The organism is Dysgonomonas sp. Shenzhen-Wh21 (assembly GCF_043392705.1).
Taxonomy (GTDB): domain Bacteria; phylum Bacteroidota; class Bacteroidia; order Bacteroidales; family Dysgonomonadaceae; genus Dysgonomonas.
On record NZ_JAIXHZ010000183.1, the window covers coordinates 1 to 2,560 of the forward strand.

A 2,560-nucleotide genomic window follows, 5' to 3' on the forward strand; every position below is an offset into this window, starting at 1 on the left:
TATTCGGAAGGAAAACGGACAGGTAAATTTATTTCTCCGGGATACTGAGGATTATATCGCCCATGCCGAACAATTCAAAGCAATTGCCAACGAGATAGAAAAAGAAGTACAACCAATAGAGGAATAATGCGATGGATAACAACTATACAGATGGTTTCCTAATTGGATTACTCGATTTCTTTATTTGGGCTAAATGGCTTTGAATTGTTCGGCATGGGCGATATAATCCTCAGTATCCCGGAGAAATAAATTTACCTGTCCGTTTTCCTTCCGAATATTACCGACCTCATTTGGTACAGAGTTTACTTCTTGTCGAATCGAGCATGAAATCAAGGTTATCACTCCGTTAACAATCGTATATACAACACGATATTCATAACCGCCTAGGGTCAAAGTTGACTCTTTTGTTACTGATGCACTTATTAGTTTTAGCATAATGGTATAAATTTGATATTTTATATAAAATATACCTAGTTGGGATAATTTCTGGAAGTGACAAAAAAAACACCCTTGTGAGGTGCTTATGCTAATTTAAGTTGTTAGCCATAATTTACTGTAAATTTAAAGTCGGTATAGAAGCATGGGGATTAGAACTAAACATTTTTGATAACCAAAACAACCCTTTTTGAGTAACAAGCACTTTAGTTACCATAAACGCAGGATGATTATCTCTTGGTATTTCTTTTTCCCTTAATTCGAAATAGCCCCTTTGTATATATTCCTGTTTAGGTTCATTTCTACCTTTAAAAAATACGCCTTTCTCTTGTAACCTTTTGAATAAAGTATTTCTCCCAAATGGTAACTTTAATATTTTTGCTGCTTGTCCGACGTCTGTCAGATGTCCCATATCCACTGCACGATCAACAAAATCCGCTTTGGGCTGCATTATAGCTGCTCTTTTCTCAGCTTCAATGCGTTTTTGCTGCTCCTCTTTTCAGTTTTGAGCAAGCATCAAAACGGTGTCGGGGTTAGAAAAGTCAAGATGCTTCAAGGATTGTTCCATCTTATTGAACAGCTGAATATACTCCAATTTAAAGTTCATTGCTTTCTTACCAGTGAAGCCCATCGCTAATAGAGTAAATCCGTCGCGGTTCATTATATACATCCGCTGTGATCTGTCATAAGAATCTAAGTATGAGGATTCATAGAACATCTGCTCAAAATTGAGCACATATTTTATAAGGTTATCAATATCCCGCATTACATTCTTATGATCTTTTTCGAACTTCTCGGCTACCAATAAACTTGTTGTTACAGGATTGCCTTTGTCGCTTTTGAATACCAAATTTGAATCCATATTTAATTAAATCATTAGTTTATATATTAACCTTTAATTTGTCTGACAAAAGAAAAGTCACCAATCGAAAAGTTGCCTAGAGTGGTAGTCTGCAACTAATCAATTAATGACTTCTTATATTTTTCGCAACCAACGACTACCACGAAGTTGATTTCAGAATATTCTACCTTAATATATAAATCGAAATCATTTTTATAGATAACTTTGCTTAACAAATATATTGATTTAGGACAATGAGATAGTCTCCGAAACCATACGCTTTATGGCAAGTTTCTTATAAATTCGCTTAATTATTTTAACTTAAGCCGCTTCTCGTATATTTTTTCGTATTGAAGCTTCAAATTTTTAATGGTGTTCTGTATGCATATAAGCATACCATCAATTTGTCCAAGCTTATAAGCTCTTTCTTCTTCCGGTGTGTTGAATTTTGTTTCCATGATTAAATTTTCAATTGCTTATTTATAGATTCGTCTGATTTTGCAGCAAATAATAACCCTATCATCTCGCTGAGGTCTGTCGTGAAATCGCAGAGAGTGTCGGACATATCCCCTAATAGCCTTAATTGTTTTGACCAACCATTCATATCTTCATCTTTCATTAAGGCATTTATCTTATTGTAAGATTGATGGAGATACACAATGACCTCTAATAATCCAGTGTGAACAGATTCTTGTTTGATCTTGTCTAAATCTAAGTTTTTCATATCTGCATATATTTAATTGTTATTTAATTTCAATTCTTCGGGAAGCTCTAGACTTCTGATTCGTATTTCGTAAGCTATACGCTTGTGGTTCTCATTCGATAGCCTGTTCTTTTCTAGCATAGCTTGCAGGTGATCGGTAGTAAACTGATCGAGTTCGGTAAATGACAATTCTTTTTGCATGGCTTAATCTGCTTTATATCCGTTTGATCAATAATAATAAGTAAGCGTATTAGCCAAGTGCGACATATCACATCTTTTTGTATTTTTTGCTCTCTCTGCATACCTTCATTTTTCACTTTTGCTTCTTCGTTTCTCCTCACAACTGATTTTGCATTTCTCCAAGCCATCTTCATAGATTCACTCATTGTATAGCCCAATATTTTTTTCCAGTAGTGAGCTTCTTTCATTATTTTGGATTTGTTGTAACGTGCCACAATCAATTAAACTTTAGTTTTATAATTACAATACAAATATAACTATATATTTAATGCCACATATGTTTATTTAGTTAATAAATATTAAATAATTATATATATAGTTTTATTATGTAGTTTTCAATA

6 protein-coding genes are annotated in these 2,560 nt (G+C 33.6%); all 6 read right to left on the reverse strand.

The window, feature by feature from the left end:
- Positions 1-189: 189 nt before the first annotated feature.
- Entirely contained in the window at positions 190-435 is a 246-nt protein-coding gene (locus LDB17_RS13070; protein WP_393925066.1) for a hypothetical protein, read from the reverse strand.
- Positions 436-550: 115 nt separating this feature from the next.
- Positions 551-913, reverse strand: a complete 363-nt coding sequence (locus tag LDB17_RS13075; protein ID WP_306540649.1) for a phage antirepressor KilAC domain-containing protein — start codon at positions 911-913, stop codon at positions 551-553.
- Positions 914-934: 21 nt separating this feature from the next.
- A complete protein-coding gene (locus LDB17_RS13080) occupies positions 935-1,297 on the reverse strand; it encodes a Rha family transcriptional regulator (protein WP_252639325.1) in 363 nt (120 codons plus the stop codon).
- Positions 1,298-1,587: 290 nt separating this feature from the next.
- Positions 1,588-1,734 (reverse strand): hypothetical protein, encoded by a 147-nt coding sequence (locus LDB17_RS13085; protein WP_252639324.1) that lies wholly within the window; start codon positions 1,732-1,734, stop codon positions 1,588-1,590.
- Between the two features lie 2 nt (positions 1,735-1,736).
- Positions 1,737-2,000 carry a hypothetical protein gene (locus LDB17_RS13090; protein WP_252639323.1) on the reverse strand — a complete coding sequence of 88 codons (264 nt, stop codon included), beginning with the start codon at positions 1,998-2,000 and terminating at the stop codon, positions 1,737-1,739.
- A gap of 12 nt (positions 2,001-2,012) precedes the next feature.
- A complete protein-coding gene (locus LDB17_RS13095) occupies positions 2,013-2,180 on the reverse strand; it encodes a hypothetical protein (RefSeq protein ID WP_252639322.1) in 168 nt (55 codons plus the stop codon).
- Between the last annotated feature and the right edge of the window lie 380 nt (positions 2,181-2,560).

Coding starts and splice junctions, on each gene's coding strand:
- LDB17_RS13070 (WP_393925066.1), bottom strand. CDS start 435: ATGCTAAAACTAATAAGTGCATCAGTAACAAAAGAGTCAACTTTGACC.
- LDB17_RS13080 (WP_252639325.1), bottom strand. CDS start 1,297: ATGGATTCAAATTTGGTATTCAAAAGCGACAAAGGCAATCCTGTAACA.
- LDB17_RS13085 (WP_252639324.1), bottom strand. CDS start 1,734: ATGGAAACAAAATTCAACACACCGGAAGAAGAAAGAGCTTATAAGCTT.
- LDB17_RS13090 (WP_252639323.1), bottom strand. CDS start 2,000: ATGAAAAACTTAGATTTAGACAAGATCAAACAAGAATCTGTTCACACT.
- LDB17_RS13095 (WP_252639322.1), bottom strand. CDS start 2,180: ATGCAAAAAGAATTGTCATTTACCGAACTCGATCAGTTTACTACCGAT.